Consider the following 23,900-nt stretch of genomic DNA (forward strand, 5'->3'; position numbering starts at 1 on the left):
TAATTTATTAGTATATTCTACGTTTACTATTATCCTTCCTTCTTCAATAATTTTAATAGCATGAGTCCAGTACTATACCAAACTCATGATGGAAATTTTTCTAACACTACGATTTTCTAACTTTATGGAATCCGTTCATAATACACAACTGTTTTATACTATTTATATACGATTTTTCTTATATAAGCATAACACACCAAACATTAGCACAAAACCAACCACGTAAAAACTTATTGTTCCGCTGCCACCAGTATTAGGGATTACCCAATTATTTTTCACATTTTTCACTGTTAGTTTTTGTGTCCTTACCTCTTCTGTAATTTCTATTTCTATTGGATCTCTAAGTAACATATATCCGTTTGGCGCTTTTATTTCTTTAATCGTATACTTTCCAAGTGCTAACTGATTGGAAATCCCCTTTCCTTTTTCATCCGTTGTTAATCTAGTAACTTCTTTACCTTCTTTATCTAAGACTTGAAATACAGCACCTTTTAGTTTTAGATTAATATCCTTATCATCAACTTTCTCAATTTCAAATTGCCCTGTCGGATCTGGTAATTTCTTATTTCCTATTTTAATTTCTACTACTGTATCTTTTTCTATTTTTACAGCTATTTTATCTTTTAATAATTTATAACCTTTAGGTGCTTCTACTTCCACTAGAGTATAGTTACCTATTGGCAATTCTTTTGATATTGCTTCTCCTTCTTCATTTGTTACTAGATCTCCAACTACTTTTCCTTTTGAATCTTCAATTTTAAACTTTGCTCCTACTAACTTTATATTTTTATCTCCCGTATCTACTTTCACTAGCTTCATTTTCCCCATTGGATTTGGTAATTTCTTATTTCCTATTTTAATTTCTACTACTGTATCTTTTTCTACTTTTACAGCTATTTTATCTTTTAATAATTCGTAACCTTTAGGCGCTTCTATTTCCACTAGAGTATAGTTCCCAATTGACAATTCTTTTGATATCGCTTCTCCTTCTTCATTTGTTACTAGATCTCCAACTACTTTTCCTTTTGAATCTTCAATTTTAAACTTTGCTCCTACTAACTTTATATTTTTATCTCCCGTATCTACTTTCACTAGCTTCATTTTCCCCATTGGATCTGGTAATTTCTTATTTCCTATTTTAATTTCTACTACTGCATCTTTTTCTACTTTTACAGCTATTTTATCTTTTAATAATTCGTAACCTTTAGGCGCTTCTGTTTCCGCAAGAGTATAGTTACCTATTGGTAATTCTTTTGATATCGCTTCTCCTTGTTCATCTGTTACTAACTCACCAACTACTTTTTTATTTGAATCTTCAATATGAAACTTTGCCCCCATCAATTCTTTATTATCATTATTACTATCTACTTTTTTTATCTTTACTTTTCCTTTACTAGGCTTGTTCCAATGTTGCCAGTTAAATTTAAAATTGTGAAATTCAAATCCACCAGTTTGTTGTACCGTACCGACAAATGCTTGTCCATTAATCGAACCTCCTTTTGTTTCTAATACGGCATTTGGAGCAAACACACTCCCAAGGACACCATATCCCTCTGTTGTGATCTTTTTTGCATTAGGAAAAACCCACATCACTTTCCCGTATAACTCAGTGAACGGTGAATTAGGAGAATAGGGTTGTGATGTAGGAATTATATCTGTAGCCCTACCAATATTGTTCGTGTCATATAAGATAGCACCATTTTTAAATGTAACCTCTATTGCATCCGAATACATAACGATAAAATCTTTTCCTTTCGCATTAGGTAAAAAGACATCTCTTATATCTAAATCGATTTTCCCTACCAATTCTGATGAGACATAAATATTAGGATTGTTTATATCTTTTCCGATTCCATAACTCATATTTGGAATTGGGGTATTCGTTTTATATTGACCTGCATTTTTACTGACTTGGTTCACTATGTTGTGAAATTCATTAAATTTCGCGTCAATTTCTAGTTTTTCTTTATAAACGATACGATCATAAGAAGATTGTATGATACGATCTGGATCACTCTCTTTTGTCATTACGACTATTCCGTTTTGAATAATAAAAGATTCCTCTCTTGATTTTTTAAATTTTCCAGACAATAACAAGGATGGATATCCTTCATCATCCCATTTCTCCCCAACTATATTAGATGTTCCCGCTGCTGCACCTACAATCGTATAACCAGATGCATCCATATCACCTTGAACTGCAATTGCTCCTTCAATGTCGCCACCTACTGCTTTATGGTTACCAAAGACAACAGCATTATAACGCGATATATCCCCTAGACCTTCTAAGTTAGTCGTGGATCCATATATTTCTTTTGGTGCATATACGACAAAACTTACACATAACATTAACAAAACCATAAAATGAATACTTACCAACTTTAATCGTAACCTCAATTCCTTTATTCCCACCTTTACCTTATTTTTTCTACAGTCAAATAAAGTGAAACTTTTTTCAGTGAGGATTTACTTTACCCTCTATATACCTTCTTTGCTTATCTCTGGATTTTCGGTCCCACTGCACATTAATACAGGATAAATAAATTCATTCTATCGAGTTAATTTTTTCTTATAAATTACGACTAGAAACACACATAATAATAGGATTAAGACTACTACGGTCCACTTATTAAACATAAATATCTCTTTACGCATTTTTTGTTTTTCTTTCTCATTAAACTCCACACGCTCACCTCGAACCAGTAATCTATTTGTATTTACTCCATAAGGCGTACATGTAATTAATGTAATATAATCTTTATTTTCCACAATTTTTAAATCGTCCGTTTCGTGTGGTAACACTACTTTAATTTGATCTACTTTATAAGCAAGAACTTTGTCTAAAGAATGAATATAAAAAAGATCTCCTTCACTCAACTTATCTAAATCTGTAAATAATTTTGCTGATGGTAAACCACGATGCCCTGTTAAAATAGCGTGCGTATTTTCTCCACCTACTGGAAGTGAAGAATAATCTAAATGACCTACCCCGCGACTCAATATTTCCTCAGAGGTCCCTTGATAGATTGGTAGTTTTATATTAATTTTCGATATTTCAATATACCCCATTACATCACCTAAATTTAACGCATCGGCATACGCTTGATGATTATTTTTTTCTTCAGAAAATGGATCTGCAAATGTTTTCATGGAAGTTTGAACTTGTTTATTATATTCGGCTGCTTCTTTCTCCCTACGTTCAACTTCTTTCTTTTGTAGTGCTTTGATCTTCTTATCGTAGGAGCTAATCTCAGAATAATGTGCACGAGTCGCTAACCAATTACTAATAGTAGGATATAAAAAAATAGCTAATCCAAATAAAAAAATACCTCCTAAAACAAGATTTCGTTTCATATTTCCACCTCTGTATATACTAAAATATCGAAAAGAGGGAAGCATTTTGCTTCTCCCCTTTTTACATCACTTGGTTACATGGTCCTAAAGCCTTAATTATTAGCAAACTTTTTTCTAAAGAAAACAAATACCGCTGTAGCCATTAACGCAAGGCCTAGTACAGTAAATAGAGTCGTTCCGATACCACCCGTTACAGGAAGAATCCATCCACTTTTATTATTTTCAATCGATAATATAACCGTTTGATTATTTTCGCTAATCTTTACATCAATAGGATCCTTTAATAATTGATATGAAGCTGTTGTACCATCTTCTTTTGTATAAGTTGGTGCTTTCGTTTCAAAAATTTGATAGTCTCCATACGGAATGTTAGTCCATTTAATAACACCATTTTCATCTGATACACCTGTGACTTCTTTACCTGCCACAACAACTATTTTTCCATTTTTATCTTTAAGTACAAACTCCGCACCTTTTAATTTCTTCTTATCAGCACCATCAACTTTTGTTAACTCGATAATTCCAGTTGTCGGAACAACAACTACAGGTTTAGATTCCTTTTCTCCAATTACATCATTTTTATTTATAAAATCAATTTTTGCTGTATTTAAAATTTCTGAACCAGATAGTACTCCTTCTTTTACTTGTGATTTAATTTGTAAATAAAATTCTTTTTTACCATCTAACTTTGTGAAATCTTTTACTGTAGCTGTTACTTTTTGACCTTCTACAGCGACCTCTACAATGCTTGCATTTACTTCCGCTCCATCAATTTTCACGATTGGTTTTCCTTGAATCATTAAACGATTGTCTAATGTATCTGTTACTACATATTTTTTGTATTCTTTAATGTCTTCTGGAATTAATGTTTTGATATCATAATTGTAATTAGTTAACGGATTAATTGGTAACGCTTCCAAATTACCGTTAATCTTTTTATCAATATTTGGTTCTTCATAGTTTTGCACTTCTACTTTAACTACTGTACCAGAAGTAATTGTTCCATCTTCGTTAATAGTTCCGGAGGTCTTTATAAAAAACTCGTGTTTAGTCGGATCTAGTACATACCCTTTCGGCGCTTTTGTCTCTTGGAAATAGTATTCCCCATACTCTAATCCTTGCACGCGAATATGCCCATTACCATCTGTTGCTAACTCTTTTTTCACTTCTGTACCATCTTTTTTAAATAAAGAGAATACTGCACCTGTTAATGCTTTTTCATTTGCACCACTCTTTACTAAATCAACTGCACCACGTTTAATCTCATTTTTCGGATACATATGAACATCATAGTTTAGCACCTTACCTTCTTTATTCGTTAATGGAATATCCACTGTATACGTATTTGGATTCAGGTTAACATGCGGAGGTCCTGCCACTTCTTTCACTTCATAACGTCCTAGCGGAAGATCTTTTAATACAGCTTGTCCGTTATCATCTGTTACTACTTGAGTTGGAGTTGCTCCCATTACAGGCTTCACATCTTCTTTCACGATTTTCCCATCGTTTGAAATTTTTTCAAACGACGCAATCCTTTTCACTTCAAACGTTACACCTTTTAACGGCTTCGCATTTGTTGGTACTTCTTGATTTGCAGAGCCATCTCCTTCTATCCCCTGTGCGCCATCTTTTTCTTGTTCATATTTATGGATCGTTAAAGTACCTTCGGATGGTGAAGTTGCCTTTACTAATACACTAGACCATGTAGAAAATGTTAAGAAAAATACTAAAAGCACACTAAATATTTTTTTCATTTCTCTTATCCCCTTTACTACTTCTATCATTTTAAAAATCTCTTTATTACTATTACCCTCTTAAAAGTAATAGTGTGCCAAGTACCAGATTTAAACGAGTAACCTAAAACATAGTCGTCCAACAATCCATTGTTTACAATCACTTATTCACTCTTCTTATTTTCTATTATTACGTTGTCTCTCCGTACGATATATGTAGTTTCCCCCCTGAATTACACTTATATCTCTACTTCAAAAATCATTACATATTAACTTCTATCGCAAATTTCCATTAATTACTTAACTTAACTTAACTTCAATTCATTAATCGCTCCCTTCCTATCCCTATTTAAAATCCAATCTTAATCATTTTTGATACATATAAGCAATGAACAACGAATAAGTGTTACAATTCATATTTTACGTTACTCCATAAAACTATTACCTGTATATTCAAATAATATGTGCTATCCATGTTAAATTATGGTATTATTCTTAGAAGTTTATAATTTTTATAGATAAAATTTTTCCGTTTCTACTTATGAAAAAAGGGAATATGTAAACATTCAACTATTACACACAACTGTAAGGAGGAATAATATGACTAAAAAGCTCAGTCTAGTTGAGATAGAGTACATTTGTAATATGTTTTTCCAATCTTTTGAAATTCCAGTTTGTTTTTTAGATTGTAACAAAAATATTCTTTTAGAATTTACATCAAAAGATGATTCACATTCGTTCTATAAATCAAAAATAGAACAGTTACATGTGCTTTTTCAAAAAAATGATTCAAATAATTCACCTATCTTCAGAACTCACCAATATTTAGGGCACTTCATTTTAATTCACATAAAGAGCCATTATATGGTGAATGGTACTGTTATTATTGGGCCCTTGACACATGTAAATTTTTCTACAAGTAAAGCGGATAGTAACCTTAATTTTATTTCGAATTATAAAAGAACAAGAGATCATTATTTTTCATTGTCAGTCAAAGATCAAAAATTCTTTGTGAATATAGCAATATTGTTCTATAACATTCTCTATAAAAAAAATTCAGATGTAAGTACCTTTTCAAATAACAGTGACTCATTTCATGTAAGTCATAGCAGTATCTTAAACGAGGATGTATATATTTCAATGCAAAAAAACGAATCTATCTGTCATAATTTGTATATAGAGAACCAACTACTTGGAGCTATAGAAAACGGGGATAAAGAAAGCGTACTCAAATATTATTACGAATTCCAACAAGAGACTTTTTCATCCTTATCTTCGTTCCATCAATTAAGACGTCATAAAAACATTTGTATTTCATCCATCACACTTGCTACTAGATATGCTATAAAAGGAGGACTTCCTTCCGGGATTGCTTACAAGATTTACGATCTACACATCCAAAAGACAGAGGGTTTAAAAGACACAGAATCTGTTTGGGATTTATTAAGAAATGTTTTCTGTACTTTTGCAGACCGTGTAAAAGCACAAAAAATACAGAAATACTCAAAGACTATCGTTATTTGCAAAAACTATATTTTTGAAAATATTTACAATCAAATATCTGTTAAACAACTTGCTAAATTTGCAAACGTAAATTCAGATTATTTATCTATATTATTCAAAAAAGAAGTCGGTATTTCATTAATTGAGTACATTCAACGTGAACGAATTGAAGAGGCAAAAAAATTATTAACTTTCACAACCTATCCCTTATCAGATATATGTGCTTCGCTCAACTTTAGTGATCAAAGCTATTTTACTAAAATTTTTAAAAAATTCACTAACGAAACACCGGGTAAATACCGAAAATCTCATGTTGTCATATAGAGTTAAACTTTCATTAAAACAAAGTGTTTTTAGTAACTTATCAATGGCAGATTAAAATTACTTCCACATTCATGACCTTTTGAATTTAGGCTATTTTTAAATCAAAAAAACACGTTACTATTCTTTTATTTGAATGAGAATAGTAACGTGCTTTATATGTAATGTAGGTCTGTAGGCAAAATAGCGTCCAAACGCAAAGTTTTATAGAAGCAAAATACACCACTTAAATACTAAAATCTTATTAAGTAAAAAATTCATCTAATAATTATTGTGTGAGAAATAAATCCTACTATTATTTTTGTATCTTTCTAAATTTACGAAGGAAAGTGAGTACTGTACCTGCAATAACCATCCAAATGCCCATTGTTGCACTGTTAGTTGTACTAGCACCCGTGTTTGGAAGTTCTTTATATGTAGACTCTTTTTTATCGGAATTACTGTTGTTCGGGATATTACTGTTATTAGTAAGGCCATTAGCTTTGCTAATGTCTTTATCTTTCACCAATACTTTTTGCATTGTATGAACCTCATTACCTACGGAATCTTTGACACTATATATGATTTCAAAAGTACCAGCTTTAGAGGTATCTACAGTTCCTTCATACGTTACGTTAGAAGTAACGTCACCGTCCTCTTTATCAGTAGCTAATACTCCTACCATTGGATCAAATTGATCTCCCTCAGTAATTGTAGTTGTAGCAGGTACTTTAAGTATTGGTATTTCATTTTTAACTTCATCTCTAACTTTGATCGTTACAGTTTGTTTCGCAGTTACTTCATGACCTTTAGAATCTGTCACTGTGTATGTTATTACGTAAGTACCGGATTTAAAGGTATTTACTTCACCATTAACTTTTACTTTAGAAGTAAGATCGCCGTCTTCTTTATCAATAGCTAATACTTTTGCCATAGGATCGAATGAATCTCCTACATGAATTGTCGTTGCAGTAGGCACTGTTAATGTAGGGTTTAAATCTGATATTTCTCCATGTCCCTCTACAATTACCGCCTGTGTAGCCGTTGCATTCCCCCCTTGAGAGTCAACGACCGAGTAGTCCACAATGTATGTACCTGGTTTAGAAGTATCTACATCACCTTTATGTTTTACTTTATTTGTTAAATCACCATCTTCTTTATCAACAGCTTTTACATTACTCATCGGGTCAAACGTATCACCAACACGCAGTGTAATTGTAAGAGGTACAGTTAATTCAGGGACTTGATTTTCTGCAGTTTTTTCGTTTTCTTTCACTGTTCCTTTAATTTTTGCTGCATCAAAAGCTTTTTGCACCGCTCCAACCTCAATTGAGTTCGCACCATATTTGTTTGTTGCAACTTTCAGACACGCTATTCTTAATTCAGAGAAATTAGAAGTCATGTTCAATTCATCTGTATTTGCATAATAGAAAATATCAAACATTTTATCTTCACCAATACCATTTACAGTTACACCATTCTGAGTTCCACCTTGTGCAATTAAATACGCGACTTTATTAATAATACTTGAGTTGAAATGAACGCCCTCATTATCTTCTCCGTTTAAATCACTGTATTTGCTATAATCATCTGGATACGGTAATCCATTAAAAAATTTGACTGCAGATGGATTCTTCATATTACGGAGAACTGATCCAGTTTGTTCTCCTATTGTCCAATTAAATTCCCCATTATTTATGTATTTCTCAATAGCCGTTCCCATAATATCAGATAACGCCTCGTTAATTGCCCCAGATTCTCCGGAAAATTCAAGATTAGATTCGCTAGATGTAACCGCATGTGTAAATTCATGGCCCGCTATGTCAAATGCTTTCACCATTGGATCACCATATATTAGCATACTAACATTGCTAATATTAGCACTAAATGCATTCCCCCAATTTTTAGGATCATCTGTTTCTCCAGAATCCCATGCATGTACAACTGATACTACTTTTTTCCCCTTATTATCAAAACTATTACGTTTATATTTATTTTTATAAAAATCATATACCTTTGTTGCTAAGAAATGAGCACTTACCGCCTTTGGATCATTAAATATTGTTGAAGCGCTAGTTGCTAATATACCAGGATAATATCTGTTTTCAAAAGTAATATCTCTATAATTTACATCATATGTCTCAATTCCTTGCCCCCTTGTATAATCAGCAAGTGCATATGTTCCATTACTTTGTTCAGAAATACCGAATGTGCGAATTATACCTAAATCATCTTTACCTGTTCCGGTTAATGATTTGACATTGCTTTTTTTACTCGCCTCAATTGATTCAACATACTCTTCACTTACTTTTAAACCTGACTCTTGCACCATATTTTTCAACATATCTCCATTATTAGCATTCACTAAATAAGTTCCAGATACATAGTTTGGTGTTGCAGCTGTAAATGTAACTTGATATGCATTGCTAGCCTGTCCATTATTTTCATTTACAAAAATAACTTCCTTAACTTCTGGCTCAGAAATAAATGTAATATCGTTCCCGTACTTCGTATAAATAAATTGTTTTGCATCTTCTTTTGATAAATTAATTGGATTCTTTAAATCTTCTTGTGTTAAATTTTGTGCACTTTCTCCTGAAACACTTTTAATAACACCCTTTTTATCTACATGAGCAGTCAATTGGTGTCCATACACTTCTTTTCCTTCATATATTTGTTGCATACGAATAAGTGTAGTCCCATCATAAGCCCCACGTTTTTGAAAAACCTTGTAATCTACCTCTTTGTCTCCACTAACTTGTTTTGGAGACAAAGCATGCTCCGTCTTTTCCTTAAGTGCATCTTTCACTATATTCTCAGGCGTCTTTTGTGATGGTTGTGTAAGTTCCCCTGTACGGAACGAATCCTCTTGAATTTCAACTTGCATTTGATCTTTTTCCTCTGCATAACCCACTTCATATGGCGTTACAGTTATTAAGGTTAATCCTGTTGTTAAAGCAACTATAGCTATTTCTTTTTTATTTTTCATGTTATTTTCCTCGTATAATTTCCTAAAATATGAAACTGCTTAAATGTATTCCTATCAAAAATAGAAAAATAAAAAGTGTAACACATTACGTAAACTGTATTATAAAAAGATGACTTCTGTAAACAACAAAAGTCATCCCTTCAATATGTAATATCCCTAATATATTTTTAATATATAATTTCTATATAAATAGAAAAAAGCATTCATTAATAAGCATTTTGCATGACTCTTATTAGGTCATTTATATTTTCAACTTTCTGCTGAAACTGATCAAATTTGCTATGTAGCAATCTAGGATTTTTATCTTCAGTTGAAATAACTTTTTTTAATTCCTCTTCTAATTTATCATATGTATCAAAGAAATTATCAAATTCTACACTTACAAGTTCTTCATTTTCACGATAAAATCTTTTTGATTCTATATAAGTCATATATGATTTATTTAAAAATCCTAATGAAATTAAATATTTAGAAGTGTTTTCTTGATAAATAGCAATATCACATGCTATTTTAATATCAGAATAAGATTTTTGAACGAAACAATGTAATTCAAAAATCTTAAACTTTAATCCATTATTCATTTTATCCCCTCCCATCCTATCTATTCTACATAAAAAAAGAATATTATACAAAGTAAAATATCAATATAGTACAAAAATAAAAAGCGTAAGAATAATTCCTTCCGCTTTTTATATCAAAACATACATTTCATATTGTGCTAAAGAATTCTTTTCGAATCCAGTTTTCTTTAAAAATCCTTCTAGTAAATTGTTGTTTGGAAACCCAATTGATAAACTTGTTACATTCAACTCATCTCTTGCTATTTGTAATAATTTTGATCCAATATTACGATTTCTATAGTCTTTGTCTACGAAAAGAAAACTGATTTTACCTTGTTCATTCACACATATAGCACCCTTTAAATCATTATCAACATATGCACCGTAAAATGTATTACTTGTTTTTTCGATATAATCCATATCATTTTGCCAATTTATATGGAAGTGTAACCATTTCTGAACTTCAAGTTTAAAAGATGGAAAATCTAATTGTTTTACTTTAATTCCCTTGCAATCTTTATTAATTATTTTAGTCATATCTTTTAAATTATAATAAGATAGATCGTACACTTTTTCATAGCCTAATTTCGTATAAAAATGAATCGCTCGGTCATTGCCTACAATGACTTCAAGAAAAAGTTGCTTACACTCATTTTGAAGCGCCTCTTCTTTATGCAGTTCAATTAACTTTTGACTCACACCAATACCGCGGTAATTAGGATGAACCGCTAATGTTCCGCAGCGCATTGTTTTTATGTTTTCATAATCCTTTATCCCGCCAAGTATTACACCAACTGATTTGTTATCGTCTAAAGCAAGAAAGGAATGTTTTAGTGAATTCCCTTCTGGTCCCAAAAACCTTTTTATAAAATCTTCTTTTGAAACTTCCATTTTAATAATGTAATCTGAAAATCCATCTTTAAAAGATTCATACACTAAATCTATACTTACTTCACTGCATCTTTTGTATTGAATCATATAAAATTCTCCCCCACTTACTCGTGTTAAACTTAGCATTCATATACGTAAAATGTACTGTTGCCAATCTACCCACCATTCTTTAACTTTTAATTAAACCATTTAATTTGAAATAAACGGGCACTTTCCTACATATCTCTCACTGTTAATTTGTTTTATAACAAACGGTGCAATATCCCCATTTTGAATTTTGATTCCTGGCATATCTACTAAACTCTCTTTTATACTTCCAATACCATTTCCCTCTATAACAAATGGTAATCTAACAATTGTCCAATCTACTTCACTACTTTGGATAATTTGTAATTCTTTATATTTATCTTGCATCATTTTTGATAAAAAAACTTTAAACAAGGTAGCTCCTATTTTATTTACAATTCCCTTCTGATCGCCTGTAACATTTAAAGAACCTCCGGAAATTACAATATATCGTTTTATTTCAAACTCCTTCATTGCTTGTATAATATGCTTTGTTACTGTGCTAAAAATATAAGGTTCATTTTTCGGTTGACCTACCGCATTAATTACAACTCGACAACCTTTAAGTAATTCACGTATTGAAGAAAAATCACGTGCATCCCCAATAATAGTTTCTAAATTTTCATTAGTTATCGTCATATTATTAGAATTTCTCGTTAATATTTTCACTTGATATCCCTTTTCTAATGCTTTTTTTACAAGGAATTTCCCGGCTTTTCCGTTTGCACCCAGAATAGCTATTTTATTTGTACTTTCCAATATTAACCCCTCTTACTATCTATTATTTACTACATTAATTTCATAAACACGTAAAAAAGCAATTAAATGCTCGCACGCTCGTTCACATGCTAACATTTTAAAGATTTTTTGTTCCTCTTTCGTTTTATCATTTGCTTGATCTGATGCAGCTTTTAAACTGAGAAAAGGTTTGTTATTGATTTGACACACATAAGCAAAGGCTGCCACTTCTTGATCAACCGCTAATGCTCCATATACAGTATGGAGTAAATATCTCATTTCTGAACTACGTATACGTTGATCTCCAGATAGGAATGTACCATAATGAATCGGATCATAAGATCGTATCTTTTTTATTCTTCTTACAATTGACTTTGTTGTTTCAATAGGTGCTGTTCTACCATTATATAAATTAAAAACATCATCCCCCGAACCAGCAGCAGTAACGTCATGTTGTATTGCATTAAGCGCTACTACAATATGACCATTTTTCACCTTATTTGATAAACTTCCGCATATCCCTGTCATAAACAACTCATCTGGCTGAAACTCACTAATTAATAATTGTACACAACTTGCACAACTTACTTTTCCAACTCCAGTTATTACAGAGATAACTTCCATATTATTAATATAATGAAAATGAAATTCCCAAGCTGCTCTTTTTTCAATGCGTTCACTTGGATAAACTTGATGCAAATACGTAAGTTCTGGTTCCCACGCTGATACGATTGCAATACGTTTCATTACACGCTTCACTTCCCCTATTGTTATCATGTAAATAATTTATCTATACTTTCTCGTTCATAATCTGGAATCCACTCTTTATATTTCTCATATAAATTTCGTATTGTTTCTTTATTCTTCGCAATTACTTCACATCCTCTATCATCGTAAATAAACATGATAATATCTTTCGATACATTTACAAGAAATACATCTGGATAAGAAATTTCTTTTTTGCGTCCAAAACGAGGATAAAGACCCGGAAAATCTTCATGATTTGCAGCTTGAATAAGTGGGTATTTAATATCTTCCGCAAGGCATTTTAACGAAAATTGATATGTACAATATAAATCAGCTTCTTCATCTTCAAATAGAAAGGCTAACGTTTCTTGATTTATTTGGAACTTTAAATCCCTCTTTTTAATAAATTTATTGTATACATTTATTTTCTGCGAATTTTTCATATTTTCCTTTTTAAATCGATAAACATTTGTTACTAAAAAGACTTCATCTTCTTTTGAAAATATATCTTCAAATAAGTATTTATTATATGCATAAAGTTGAATAAAGTATTCCCTATTTACATCTTCGGTTCATTCTACATATAGGCCTTTCCCTTTCCCAAAATGAAAATGTAAATGATTTTCCCACTGAAAGTATATATGGGGTACTAATGTAACCCCAGGAAATGTTTGATTCATATATTCTTTTAATTGCATGCTTAATTCCTTTCTACTCTATAATTTCTTTTAACTGCCAATATGCTTCTTCTAGCCACGGGTGTACAACTTTCAACGTTTCTTTTCTATCCCACAAATATGAAATATATGAAAAAGTAGCATGTTCTAAAGATTTTTCTAATCCTTTTTTTACTTCTACTAAGTAAGGTGGTGTCCCATTATGATCCCATTCTATTTTATCAGCAACAAATAACACTAAATCCATCTTCGTTGCATGTTTACGCAGTGTAGTATGACAACTAATGGCATTTAAAATTTCTTCATCTTCCACTCTAAATATCTCTTTAGCAATTATTCTCGACAGTTTTTGATGAATAATCATCGGGAATTCTCGTTCTTCTTGTAATATCTCTATTCCAAATTGCTCAGCAACTACAATCCGATCTTCATTCGGAAAGATTGCACTAATATCATGTAAATATGCTGCAATTGCTGCCTTTTCTTCATTTACATGATACATAACCGCAATTTTACGAGACTCATTTGCCACTCGAATTGAATGTTTATATGTAACTTCTTTATTGTATTTTAATAGAAAAGCTTTTATATCAGTTTCAATTTTTCCAGTTGGAGTAAATGAATAAATCTCTTTATATACTATAGTAAGTCCCCCTTATTCTTCACTTTCAGTATAATACATTATTTAAATATCTTTCTTCTTTGTATTCGTTATGAATGTTTTAATCCCTTTTTATACGTTACATGAATTTTATGTGGAATCATTGCTACAAAATACATAAATGTTTGATATTATAGTAATGTTAATGATTTGTTAGGAAAGGAACTACATAATGAATAAAAATATATTAATTATTGATGATGATAAAGAAATTGTTGAATTACTTGCTGTTTATTTGCGAAATGAAGGCTATAACATTTATAAAGCATATGATGGCGATGAGGCATTACAAATGATTTCTACATATGAAGTTGACCTTATGGTACTGGATATAATGATGCCAAAACGAAACGGATTAGAAGTTTGCCAAGAAGTGCGTGAAAATAATACTGTACCTATTCTTATGCTTAGTGCAAAAGCAGAAGATATGGATAAAATATTAGGTCTTATGACAGGTGCAGATGATTATATGATTAAACCATTTAATCCATTAGAATTAGTAGCTAGAGTGAAAGCTTTATTACGAAGATCGTCTTTCCAAAATGCCACTTCCTCCAAGAATGAAGATGGTATTATTCGTATTCGTTCTGCTGAAATACACAAACATAATCATACTGTTAAAGTAAATGGAGAATATATTAAACTTACATCTATTGAATTTGATATTTTATATTTACTTGCGAGTAATACCGGAAGAGTATTTAGTTCCGAAGAAATTTTTGAACGCGTTTGGAATGAAGATGGTTATGGCTCAAATAAAACTGTAATGGTCCACATTAGTAATTTACGAGATAAACTTGAAACAGGAATGAATGGAGAGAAGTTTATCCATACTGTTTGGGGAGTAGGCTATAAAATTGAGAAATGAAGCATTTGATATATTAAAAGATATCCCAAAATGGAAGTTGATTTTTTGGTTCATGTTAGCCATTACACTTACTCCTATTACTGAATTAATTATATATCGCCTTGTTACAAGTGTAATTGAAAGTTCACTCACGTTAAGCGAGCTCGGAAAAGAATTCATTAGAATTTTTGGATATGAAAAATATAAAGGAATAAAGGAATCTCTATGGATGATGATTGTATCTTATTTGTTTTTATTTTCTATTTTCTCATCCTACCTATACATTTTTTATCGTCATGAAAGAAAGATTTACTATGAAACTTGTATTAAAAAAATGATAGAAGAAATTCGTTATATTGCAGATGGAAACTTCAATCATAAAGTGTCTATCGTAAATCATAATTATCTGGAAGAGTTAGCAACCGGAGTAAATCAGATTGTTGAACAATTAAAAGTCTCAATTGATGAAGAGAGACAGGCGGAACAAGCAAAAAGTGAACTTATTACAAATGTATCGCATGATTTACGTACTCCTCTTACCTCTATAGTTGGATACGTAAATTTAATCCATCATGATAATTATAGAGATGAAGTGGAATTACGCCATTATATACAAGTCATTTACGATAAAGTAACCCGTCTTAATGCATTAATGAATGACTTGTTTGAATATACACGTGTTCAAAATAAAGAGTTAAGTTTATATTCTGTTCCCATTGATATTGTAGAGCTACTTGGACAATTAACTGTTCAATTCCGCATACAAGTTCAAGAAGCTAATATAGAATGTCGCCCTTCTTTCCCATCTCAAAAACTCATGGTATTAGCTGATGGAGACAAATTAGTGCGTGTGTTTGAAAATCTTATTATAAACGCTATCGCTTATGGAAATGACGGTGGATATATCGACCTTTCTGCCTATGAAAGCAATAATATGATTACTATAGATATAACAAATTACGGCCAACCTATTCCTAGTACAGATTTACCTCATATATTTGAACGTTTTTATCGCGTTGAAAAATCTCGATCTACAAACACCGGTGGATCTGGGCTCGGATTAGCAATTGCAAAAAGTATTGTCGAATTGCATAAAGGATCAATTGAAGTATATAGTGATGATAAAAAAACAACTTTCACTGTAAAACTACAACCACATAAATGTTAATACAGCTTAATTTTAGGTCCAATTTCTTACCATATAAGAAATTGGACCTTTTATTTCCCATTAAAATCCAAAATTTAATAATCCTTTATAATTCTTTAGAAATTCTTTACCTTTTCTTTCTTCCTAATTAAGCATTCCTTTTTACAATAGTATTATTGATGTCATAGTAGGAGGATCGCTTATGCAATTCCTGAAAAAGTTCACAGTTTTATTATTATCTTTTGTTATTACAGCACTTATCGTTTTATATTTTTATCTTTATGTAAATGGTCCAATTATTCAAGCTAAATCAGCTATTTTAATAGATGCTAATTCAGGTGAAGTTGTTTATAAAAAAAATGAGGAAATTCCTATACAATCAGCTACTTTATCTAAATTAATGACTGAGTATATCGCAATGGAACAATTGAATGAAGGCAAAATACAGTTAGATGAATTAGTAAAAATAAGTAACGAAGTGTTCCGAGGAGAAAAGAGTCCTATCCAAGTAACTTCGAAAGATGAAACGACAGTTCGTGATTTACTTCATGCATTGTTTTTGACAGGGAATAATCGTTCCGCACTTGCCCTAGCAGAACACATTGCTGGAAACGAAGATAACTTTACACTTCTAATGAATGAAAAAGCAACACAACTAAAGTTATCACAGCCATCCCCATTTCTAAATGCTACTGGAATGAATAACGATACGAATAAACAATCAACTACAACAGCAATAGACGTCGCTAAACTAGCAACACAATTAGTAACAGACTTTCCAGATGTATTGAATATTACGAAACTAACCTCTTACCAATTTACCTTCAAAGACTCAAAAGTCTTCAACACAAATAAAATGATTTATTCCCTTAATAAAAACATTAAACTCCAAGGTGTTGACGGCCTACAAACTAGTTTTTCAACTAATGGTAATTACAGTTTTGTCAGTACAGCAAAACGAGGAGAAACTAGACTTATTTCAGTAATTTTAGAGGCTGATGATGAAAACAGTACTTTTATTGAAACAAAAAAGTTACTACAGTACGGTTTTGATCCTTCCTCATACTCTGCACTCCAAGCTTTTAAAGATGCTGTTACATCTTGGACAGTTTTGCTTCAGTTTAAAAATTTAATCATACAAACATTGTTGATTTTCTTCATTATTACATTTTTAATGTTTTTACATATATGCCAGAAAAAATCCGAGGATTTCAACTAGGAAACTCTCTTATATATAAAAACGGCTTGCATTTACAGTGCAAGCCGTTTTCTAAATTTATAATCCTCTTCCGATTAAATTCGCTGAAACAGGCTGAAGATTTAACTCTCTCGCCCATATAGATAGCTGACCGATATGGTGAATTTCATGTACAATTACATGCCTTAACACTTCACCGTATGTATATGTTTTATCTGTCCACGCAGCTTTTAATATTTTACATTCTAAATTAGTTGACCATACTTGTAAAAAATCTTCTAATTCTCGTTTATATAAATCAGATAACGCTTTCACTTTTTGGATGGATTGATAATCTTTAAATTTCGGTTCATTATCTTCTTTTCCTTGAAGTGCGCTAATCCAGCTGTACTCAACATCGACAATATGGAATAATGTTTCTAAAATACTCCCAACACCCCCTACACGCTTGCGAAATAACTCTTCTTCTGAAAGTTGTTCACACCACTTAAACCAGTCGTCCCTTACTTGCCAATTGTATTGAAATAAAGTGTACAAATTTATCTCTCCCCCTATCCTATAATCCACTTAATAGCATCTATCACGTAATATGGCTCATCTTTTTGAATATAGTGACCACTTTGTTCTGCAATTACAAATTTATTATTGCTTGATAATCGTAATAAATCTTCTTGCAATTGCAACCATTTCATTTGTGCATCTGGCGAATAAAAAGCTTTTTTACCCGCAGCTAAAACGACAAGTGGAATATCATTCATTGATTTACAATATCTATCTACTTCACTTAAACTAAATGTAAACTCTTCATATGAACTTTCATATATAAACTGTTTATAGTAAGCTTCTTGAAATTCAGTAGACATGATTGGTAAAAATGCTTCTTTATAATTTTCTGGTGTCGAATCCACCAAAACAATTCCCAACAAATCTTCGGGATAAAAAGTCGCAAATAAACGTGCATTTATACCTCCAAAAGAATGTCCTACAAAAATATAAGGTGGTTTCAATTGTAATTGCGCTAAGCAACATCTTAAATCTTTTACCATTTCAGAACTAATACCTCTCTTGGAACTCTTTCCACTTTTCCCTAATCCCGCTCGATCATATGTAAGTACCGTCCCATATTCCGTCAATCCCTCAGCAATATGATCCCATGTCTTTGAATAATCGCCATAACCTGCCTCCATTATAATGACTGGCTGCAGCTTCTTTCCTTGGAACTTTTTCGTATACATTTTAAAATCGTCAACTTGTACATATTCCTCTATACATTTAACCAATGACGATCACTTCTCTCAGGCCAAGTTCCTCTATAGCCTGATTCATTATTTCACTTACAGATAAAGATCCATCCAATACAATATCCGAATTCGACTTAACAGCATGAATTGCCTCTAAATAAGCTTTTCTCGCAAATGTCATGTAATGATTCAAATCATTATGTATTTCATCTATTGTACCATCTTTAAAATCTCGCAAGATTCTTCTAGCCATTGCAATATCTAAAGGTGTGTCGATAAATATTGTTACATCAATGAATTGTCGCATTTCACTATTTAAGTATGCAAAAGGATAATCTACAATAATATAATCTACATTCCCCTCTCGTATAAGATGCTGAATATCATGAATTAATGGTGTAAGTACCCATTCATCATAATTTGCTCCATCATCAATCCATTTACAAATATCAGCAGGACAGTTATCAAAGTTATAGCTATCAAAATAAAGAGCTTTTGAGTTTTCCAATTCATTCGTTAATCTTTCTGTAACAGTTGTTTTACCTCCCCCTGAAACAGCTGCAATTGTAATGACTTTCGTTTTTTTCATAATTCCTCACCATACCCCATTTAATTAACATAATATAATTACAGATAACTATTATTTTTTATCGCTCCATTCATATTCTAACATACTCATTTCCCATAAATTCCAATACGTTTCTCCTACTTTTTTTGACTCTCGCAATAAACCTTCTTTTACAAATCCTATTTTTTCATAACATGAGATGGCCGACGTATTAAAATCATAGACACCAAGAGTTACTCTATGTAGTTTTAATTCTTCAAATGCAATTTGTAGTACTGCTTTCATCATATGTTTCCCTATAGAACGTCCTCTCATTCTCGTATCACCAACTAGCACTTTTCCAATCCTTGCAGATTTATTTATATTGTCTATTTGCCCAAGTGAAATATGGCCAATTACTTTCTTAGACTCTTCATCTATTACTTTAAATGCAAGCGTATTTTCGCTTGCTATATACTTTTCTAATTGCTGTTCATTTAACGGGTATGTAAATGCATTTCCCGACCATTGTATTAAAAACTCCTCAGAGTCAATCCAACCTATTAATTGTTTGAAATCAGACTTTTTAAAGGTTTCTAATTTAATCACTTTTATGCTCCTTTCGTACATCATACTTTATAGCCCCAAACTTATTTCTATATAAAGAATCTATTCTCCTTTATATGAAATTAAAATAAAGCCATTCATATGAATGGCTTTACAAAACATAGTCTAGTTATGCAATGTTTCCTATGTCAACAATGGTTCAATCGCTTCAATTTTACAAACTGATATAATTACTGTAACTACCCCAGCACTATTAGCAAGCTTTACAACATCACAAGTGACTGAAGAAACAGTGCCTGCATAATTATTACTTCCTGTATTAATGCGCACTGCTCTATTAACTAATTTTTTCAGTTCATCTCTAATTCCTTGCACACAGCAACAATCGCATTTTTTATTTTGTTCTTCATGTTCTTTTTTACACTCTTCAAAAGCGTCCCAGCAATCATCTTGTTTACATGTACACTTCTTTTTAGAATTACTATAACGATACCCCAAAATCTCACCCCCTAATCATTTCTATTAATATAGTATGTTCACTACCTTTAAAGTGTACGAGGCAAAAACATAGAAAGAAAAAAACAAACAATTGTACTAAACATTCTTTTCTTTATTAATAATAAAAACAAACCTCTTACAATTATAGGCTTGCTTAATCAGGAACTGAATTTTAATTTTAGACAGACCCTTTCTCAAAAAATCTTTTTTTCTTTTAATAAGCTGGAGACTCTTTAAAGAGTCTCCAGCTTTTCCTATTACTTCACATATACATAGACTTTGTTTGCAGTAATATAGTATGTTTTTCCTTTACTGTTGTGAAGTATACATTCAGAAAAACGTACTCCAAAATAAAATATTATTTTGGAGTACGTTTTCTTCACCAAGTGTTTATTGATCAATCTCATCACCAGTAGTTCTCTCCGCTATCTTGTGAAATTTAGCATACTTTGTATGGATTCTATATCTAGTAGAAAGCACTCTATCATATAAAGCGAAAATAATAGGTTAATAAACAAGCCATTTTTTTACTAAAACATAGAATAATAGGAATCCTATTGAAGGGAGGTATAAAAGAATGTCCTGGAAAAATGATTGCTGGAGTTCTAAGAAAAAAAATTGTTGTGATGACTGGTGGAAATCTAAAGAAAAACACCATTGCAATGATGATTGGTGGAAATCTAAAGAAAAGCATTGCAATGATGATTGGAGTTCTAAACAAAATAAGTGTCGCTGTAAATGTTTCTTTATTTGTTGTCATTGTAAAAGGAAACATTGGTAATATTTTAAGTGTCAACTTAAAGGAAAGAATATGTTTTTTGGGACCCATAAATACTAAAATATATAAAAAGCTGACTAAATATAGTCAGCTTTTTATATATTCACACATAGGGATTTAAATTGACATCTATACTTACTAGTTGAATGGAGTATTGAAAAAATAAGCTGACTCTTATAAATCGACTCTTTAATTACTTCACATACATATTAAGCTTATTTACAGCAGTAAGTTTTTCCTTTGCTATTGTGCACTTTGTATTGTAGTGTTCCTTTAACACTTACTTTTGCATCAATAACAAACTCTAATCATACATTAACAGAACCAGCAACGTCTTTATCTTTCCAAGTTGGTGAATTATAGAAACGTAAATTATTCCTTTTAGAAACACCACGTTTTCCTACAATAAATGAATCTACTGTACTTTTTTATCGAACTTCACATAAAAAATCATATTTAATCTATTAATCTTCACCAAGATTCAACTGGACGTCTATGAGTTACCTATATCTTATATTTTGTGTAACTAAGCTTAACGCTAAACCCATTGGTAATCCTAGCTTTATAACACTTCATCTTTTCAGTTACTTAATACATTAACAATGAATTTCTCATTTTATATAGATTACTATAAGCATCCATAAAGCCAAGGCGCCAACGATAGCGAGCGCTATGCGTGTAGATAGTACCCTTAATTCAAAATCTGTTTTCTTGGAGGGTTCAGGATATGCAATTATGTAAATTCCCTTTAATAATGCAAGCCATGCAATAACCGTTAGGAACCCCTGCCAGTTGAACACCCATACATTATGTAGGATCACAGTACCTAGCCCTAGGAAAATCGATAAAAAACCGTACATAATACCAAACCCTCTGTCTTCAACCACTAATTTTTTCAATTCACGTAGTACCGATGGACGTACGAAAAGTATTCCCGATATGATAACCGTTATCCATCCCCAAAACAATCCTAAAAAAGTGCTAGTTTCCATTATTAGTTCACTCCCCTCAATTATTTATATTTCAGATGTTCCCCCCCTTTAGAACAATTCCAGCATCTATATATAGGCTAAATTCTGCTCTTTATTCATACAAATATGGCATATTCAATACTTATCCTTAACCACCTCATTTCTCTACGAAATAAATTTTTTATATCATTCTTTGTCATCATCTATCCGAATCAACCGAAGTCGCTTTGTACTATTACCACACACTTTTTCATAGCTTGGAGCTAACATGCATCGAGCCAATATAATGATTTATTTGCCTTTTCACTAACCTCTACAATTGCCCCCTATTAAAATAGCGTTTTTGTTTCAAATGATGCCCTCATTAATTCGGACGGATTCCCTAGTGTTTTTACCAAAAATTTATGATATCGTTAATTAGTCGAGTACGTCATTACTTGATGATTACCCTTAGGAGCCTCGTGGACAATCGGTGTTTCTTTTATGTAAATAAGGATTTTGTTTAAACTTTACGATATGCAACTATATTAAAATATCTTCTAAAATTCCCATTGAACATTTATAATACTTTTAAACGGTTTAAATTCTACAATCAGTAATGGAGGCATTTTAATGGGAAAAGTATCATCACACCAATCAAACCCTAATATACCCTCACAGCAAGTGAACCCTAATACCCAACAAGGTAATATTAAAAAAACAAGACGCCGTATTATAACTACTTTGGCTATTATATTACCTATAATTTTTGTCCTTCAATATTCTCTGAATAACCAACAAGAAATGATTAAAGAAAAACAAATCACGCTTAATACGGAGCAACAAAAATTATCTTCTGTAAAGAAGGATGGTCATTCCCTTAAGAATGATGTTACAGCTTTAACAGGTAGTGAAGAAGAAATTTTAAAATTCGCAAGGAAATTGTATGGATTTTCCAAACCGAATGAAACTATATTTCAAATAACTGAATAAAATTACACTGCATTACCCAAAAGGCGATTTGAAGATAATCGCCTTTTTATATTTAATTTCTAAAGAAATCATACTAATCTCTCTTTCTATCATATAACTATTTTATTTAATTTGTTAAAATACTACCGCTTGTCCATTTCACTTTGCTCTGTCATTACATTTACTATAAGTAATACGATTTTTAGAGGTGATAAATAATGGACGAGTTTTTATCCTTTGCTGTACCTAATCCGGGTTCTATCGGACCTACACTTCCACCTGCTCAACCCTTTCAATTCCCTACTGGACCAACTGGGCCAACCGGATTTAATCTTCCTGCTGGACCTGCATCTATTACCTTGACTTCTAACGAAACCACAGCATGTGTATCCACTCAAGGAAATAATACTTTATTTTTTTCGGGTCAAGTATTAGTAAACGGTAGTCCTACTCCTGGAGTAGTGGTCAGTTTTTCATTTAGTAACCCTTCTCTTGCTTTCATGGTTCCTCTTGCTGTCATTACCAATGCTTCAGGTAACTTTACCGCTGTATTTCTAGCCGCTAATGGACCTGGAACAGTAACCGTTACTGCTTCACTTCTTGACTCTCCTGGAACAATAGCTAGCGTCACGATTACCATTGTGAATTGTCCGTAATGGTTTTATTTTTAAGGACTACGCAATTTCTAATAAGATGAGCACTGATTTACAGTGCTCTTTTTTATCATTGGGATGTTACTTTCAAATCAGATTTCGTAACAACCTACTAAAATAACGCTTTTATTAAGAACTAATGATCTTTATATTTCTTAAACTTGTCATCACAGGTAATTTTTATAATTAGTTAATTTCTCAATATAGTTTGTGTATATAATTCCATTCAAAGATACATAATACCCACGTAACTATTTAAAAACACTTCGTTTTTATATCTAAG

At 31.7% G+C, this 23,900-nt stretch carries 22 protein-coding genes and 2 pseudogenes; 7 read left to right on the top strand and 17 right to left on the bottom strand.

Annotated elements, in window-relative coordinates:
• Window positions 1–162: 162 nt before the first annotated feature.
• The 3 genes from PDL00_RS26485 to PDL00_RS26495 all read right to left on the bottom strand — a co-directional run bounded on the left by PDL00_RS26485 (window position 163) and on the right by PDL00_RS26495 (window position 5,108).
• Window positions 163–2,397 (bottom strand): SpaA isopeptide-forming pilin-related protein, encoded by a 2,235-nt coding sequence (locus PDL00_RS26485; protein ID WP_270732251.1) that lies wholly within the window; start codon window positions 2,395–2,397, stop codon window positions 163–165.
• Window positions 2,398–2,550: 153 nt separating this feature from the next.
• Window positions 2,551–3,354: a class C sortase gene (locus PDL00_RS26490; protein ID WP_270732253.1), complete on the bottom strand. Its 804-nt coding sequence runs from the start codon at window positions 3,352–3,354 to the stop codon at window positions 2,551–2,553.
• Between the two features lie 92 nt (window positions 3,355–3,446).
• Complete coding sequence (locus tag PDL00_RS26495) at window positions 3,447–5,108, bottom strand: SpaA isopeptide-forming pilin-related protein (RefSeq protein WP_270732256.1); 1,662 nt, start codon at window positions 5,106–5,108, stop codon at window positions 3,447–3,449.
• Window positions 5,109–5,687: 579 nt separating this feature from the next.
• Between PDL00_RS26495 and PDL00_RS26500 the strand changes: the two genes are divergently transcribed.
• Window positions 5,688–6,914: an AraC family transcriptional regulator gene (locus PDL00_RS26500; protein ID WP_242257061.1), complete on the top strand. Its 1,227-nt coding sequence runs from the start codon at window positions 5,688–5,690 to the stop codon at window positions 6,912–6,914.
• A 292-nt stretch (window positions 6,915–7,206) separates the two neighbouring features.
• Here the strand turns inward: PDL00_RS26500 and PDL00_RS26505 are convergent, their stop codons facing one another.
• From PDL00_RS26505 to yqeK, 7 genes and pseudogenes are all read right to left on the bottom strand, one after another.
• Entirely contained in the window at window positions 7,207–9,879 is a 2,673-nt protein-coding gene (locus PDL00_RS26505) for a M4 family metallopeptidase (protein WP_270732258.1), read from the bottom strand.
• 206 nt (window positions 9,880–10,085) lie between these two features.
• Window positions 10,086–10,460 (bottom strand): hypothetical protein, encoded by a 375-nt coding sequence (locus PDL00_RS26510; protein WP_270732259.1) that lies wholly within the window; start codon window positions 10,458–10,460, stop codon window positions 10,086–10,088.
• A gap of 108 nt (window positions 10,461–10,568) precedes the next feature.
• Window positions 10,569–11,417 (bottom strand): GNAT family N-acetyltransferase, encoded by an 849-nt coding sequence (locus PDL00_RS26515; protein ID WP_270732261.1) that lies wholly within the window; start codon window positions 11,415–11,417, stop codon window positions 10,569–10,571.
• 102 nt (window positions 11,418–11,519) lie between these two features.
• Entirely contained in the window at window positions 11,520–12,155 is a 636-nt protein-coding gene (locus PDL00_RS26520; protein ID WP_270732263.1) for an SDR family oxidoreductase, read from the bottom strand.
• A 15-nt stretch (window positions 12,156–12,170) separates the two neighbouring features.
• Window positions 12,171–12,908 (bottom strand): 5'-methylthioadenosine/S-adenosylhomocysteine nucleosidase, encoded by a 738-nt coding sequence (gene mtnN, locus PDL00_RS26525; protein WP_270732331.1) that lies wholly within the window; start codon window positions 12,906–12,908, stop codon window positions 12,171–12,173.
• Window positions 12,908–13,579, bottom strand: a pseudogene (locus PDL00_RS26530) (DUF3885 domain-containing protein). The gene mtnN and the pseudogene PDL00_RS26530 overlap by 1 nt, the downstream one beginning before the upstream one ends.
• Window positions 13,580–13,592: 13 nt before the next feature.
• The gene (gene yqeK, locus PDL00_RS26535; protein WP_270732333.1) at window positions 13,593–14,201 is read right to left on the bottom strand and encodes a bis(5'-nucleosyl)-tetraphosphatase (symmetrical) YqeK; all 609 of its coding nucleotides are present in this window, start codon (window positions 14,199–14,201) and stop codon (window positions 13,593–13,595) included.
• Window positions 14,202–14,391: 190 nt separating this feature from the next.
• Here yqeK and PDL00_RS26540 point away from each other — a divergent pair, with 190 nt between their 5' ends.
• The 3 genes from PDL00_RS26540 (at window position 14,392) to PDL00_RS26550 (ending at window position 17,432) form a co-directional block, all read left to right on the top strand.
• Window positions 14,392–15,087: a response regulator transcription factor gene (locus PDL00_RS26540; RefSeq protein WP_001038818.1), complete on the top strand. Its 696-nt coding sequence runs from the start codon at window positions 14,392–14,394 to the stop codon at window positions 15,085–15,087.
• Window positions 15,077–16,234 (top strand): sensor histidine kinase, encoded by a 1,158-nt coding sequence (locus PDL00_RS26545; protein WP_242257056.1) that lies wholly within the window; start codon window positions 15,077–15,079, stop codon window positions 16,232–16,234. Before PDL00_RS26540 ends, PDL00_RS26545 begins: the two co-directional genes overlap by 11 nt.
• Window positions 16,235–16,415: 181 nt before the next feature.
• On the top strand, window positions 16,416–17,432 hold the full coding sequence (locus PDL00_RS26550) for a D-alanyl-D-alanine carboxypeptidase family protein (RefSeq protein WP_270732265.1): 1,017 nt from the start codon (window positions 16,416–16,418) through the stop codon (window positions 17,430–17,432).
• Between the two features lie 57 nt (window positions 17,433–17,489).
• On the opposite strand, the gene PDL00_RS26555 is transcribed toward PDL00_RS26550, so the two are convergent.
• The 5 genes from PDL00_RS26555 to exsK all read right to left on the bottom strand — a co-directional run bounded on the left by PDL00_RS26555 (window position 17,490) and on the right by exsK (window position 20,264).
• Window positions 17,490–17,948, bottom strand: coding sequence for a DinB family protein (locus PDL00_RS26555; RefSeq protein WP_242257054.1), 459 nt, complete (start codon window positions 17,946–17,948; stop codon window positions 17,490–17,492).
• 14 nt (window positions 17,949–17,962) lie between these two features.
• Window positions 17,963–18,691, bottom strand: a complete 729-nt coding sequence (locus PDL00_RS26560) for an alpha/beta fold hydrolase (protein ID WP_270732268.1) — start codon at window positions 18,689–18,691, stop codon at window positions 17,963–17,965.
• Window positions 18,684–19,244, bottom strand: coding sequence for a hypothetical protein (locus PDL00_RS26565; RefSeq protein WP_270732336.1), 561 nt, complete (start codon window positions 19,242–19,244; stop codon window positions 18,684–18,686). Before PDL00_RS26565 ends, PDL00_RS26560 begins: the two co-directional genes overlap by 8 nt.
• A 48-nt stretch (window positions 19,245–19,292) precedes the next feature.
• A complete protein-coding gene (locus PDL00_RS26570) occupies window positions 19,293–19,832 on the bottom strand; it encodes a GNAT family N-acetyltransferase (RefSeq protein WP_270732270.1) in 540 nt (179 codons plus the stop codon).
• A gap of 117 nt (window positions 19,833–19,949) precedes the next feature.
• Window positions 19,950–20,264 carry an exosporium protein ExsK gene (exsK, locus tag PDL00_RS26575; RefSeq protein WP_242257456.1) on the bottom strand — a complete coding sequence of 105 codons (315 nt, stop codon included), beginning with the start codon at window positions 20,262–20,264 and terminating at the stop codon, window positions 19,950–19,952.
• Window positions 20,265–20,821: 557 nt separating this feature from the next.
• Between exsK and PDL00_RS34775 the strand changes: the two genes are divergently transcribed.
• Window positions 20,822–21,163: a hypothetical protein gene (locus PDL00_RS34775; protein WP_333563537.1), complete on the top strand. Its 342-nt coding sequence runs from the start codon at window positions 20,822–20,824 to the stop codon at window positions 21,161–21,163.
• A 94-nt stretch (window positions 21,164–21,257) separates the two neighbouring features.
• On the opposite strand, the pseudogene PDL00_RS26585 reads toward PDL00_RS34775, so the two are convergent.
• Window positions 21,258–21,487 (bottom strand): annotated as a pseudogene (locus PDL00_RS26585) (N-acetylmuramoyl-L-alanine amidase); the annotation flags it as partial.
• A 166-nt stretch (window positions 21,488–21,653) separates the two neighbouring features.
• A complete protein-coding gene (locus tag PDL00_RS26590; protein WP_242257458.1) occupies window positions 21,654–22,034 on the bottom strand; it encodes a hypothetical protein in 381 nt (126 codons plus the stop codon).
• Between the two features lie 591 nt (window positions 22,035–22,625).
• On the opposite strand from PDL00_RS26590, the gene PDL00_RS26595 reads away from it, so the two are divergent.
• Window positions 22,626–22,985, top strand: coding sequence for an FtsB family cell division protein (locus tag PDL00_RS26595; RefSeq protein WP_242257459.1), 360 nt, complete (start codon window positions 22,626–22,628; stop codon window positions 22,983–22,985).
• Between the two features lie 197 nt (window positions 22,986–23,182).
• Window positions 23,183–23,620: an exosporium leader peptide-containing protein gene (locus tag PDL00_RS34780; RefSeq protein ID WP_333563538.1), complete on the top strand. Its 438-nt coding sequence runs from the start codon at window positions 23,183–23,185 to the stop codon at window positions 23,618–23,620.
• The last annotated feature ends 280 nt before the right edge of the window (window positions 23,621–23,900 follow it).

Source organism: Bacillus cereus group sp. TH152-1LC, from assembly GCF_027710505.1.
GTDB classification, from domain to species: Bacteria; Bacillota; Bacilli; order Bacillales; family Bacillaceae_G; genus Bacillus_A; species Bacillus_A mobilis.